The organism is Cognatiluteimonas telluris, from assembly GCF_011320095.1.
GTDB classification, from domain to species: Bacteria; Pseudomonadota; Gammaproteobacteria; order Xanthomonadales; family Xanthomonadaceae; genus Cognatiluteimonas; species Cognatiluteimonas telluris.
On sequence record NZ_JAANOY010000098.1, the window covers coordinates 1 to 1,051 of the forward strand.

The 1,051-nt window shown below is 51.8% G+C and carries 1 protein-coding gene and 1 pseudogene; one reads left to right on the plus strand and one right to left on the minus strand.

What is annotated here, in order from left to right; all coding sequences use genetic code 11:
- Positions 1-183 precede the first annotated feature (183 nt).
- Entirely contained in the window at positions 184-594 is a 411-nt protein-coding gene (locus G7B67_RS13170) for a hypothetical protein (protein ID WP_166213157.1), read from the plus strand.
- Positions 595-930: 336 nt separating this feature from the next.
- Here the strand turns inward: G7B67_RS13170 and G7B67_RS13665 are convergent.
- Positions 931-1,051: pseudogene (locus G7B67_RS13665) on the minus strand (IS30 family transposase); the annotation flags it as partial.

Genomic DNA, 1,051 nt, shown 5'->3' on the forward strand with positions numbered 1-1,051 from the left:
CTGGGGATCGGATAGACGTCATCGCGTGTCCTGGTGGAGAGCTCGCATTTGTTCTCCCCGCCAGTGACCGCTAACAATTCATTCAAGCCGAAACCGCTTCGCGGTTCGGCTTAATTCAGGTGTTAGGGGGCAAATGTGGCGAAACTAATTTCGGGACTCGGAAAAGCGGCGTTCGTTGTTGTAATGCTGTTAGCCATTGTCTTCGGCAAGCTTCTAGGTCGCGCCGCGAGTAAACCATCCAACGAAGAGCTACTCGATAGTTTGGCTATAAAAGCCAACAAAGCACTTCCAATGATGCTCGACAAAGAAACGCGCCTAAACCCGGTCACTGCTGTCGGCGGCAAGAGAATGATCTATAGGTACACTCTCGTTAATTACAGCTCCGATCGATTAACCGCGGCGAATATTGCTGCCATTAGGAAGCAAACTGTCAACGAGACCTGCGCCAATCAAACTAAGAACTTGCTAGCTAAAAATGTAGAACTTGAGTTTGCTTACAACAGCAACGATGGAGTACGGGTGCTGGACTTAGTGGTTCGCCCCAATGCGTGCATATTTGACCCTTACTTAGGCGGCTATTCCGTTGCCCCCTAACAATTCATTCAAGCCGAAGCCGCTTCGCGGCTCGGCTTAATTCAGGTGTTAGGCCCCGCACTGAGGAAACTAGTGGCTCTAACTGAACCGGCGAGCCTATGAATTATTTGCTATCCGCTCTACGGCGTTACTTTATTCCGCTGCTAATGCTCGTAGTGGCATGTATGACGTTGGCTCAAGATCCAGATCGCCCAATTAGTAAGAGCATTCCCATAGTTCCTGGTGAGCATCGGTACGCCGTTGCCGCAGCCTTTGCTGTGCTTGGCCTGGTACTTGCATTTATCATTCGGGTATCTGAAAGGCGTCGCACGCGGCCAAGCTCGGGCGAGGGGTGAATTAACACTCCAAGTGCAACACCCCTGACCGCTGAAGTCGTTGGAGTGGCGTTTCATAGCCATAGCGTTTTCTCGGTCGGCGGTTGAGCTTGGTCGTGGCTCTGTCGCAGTCTGCCTGGCGA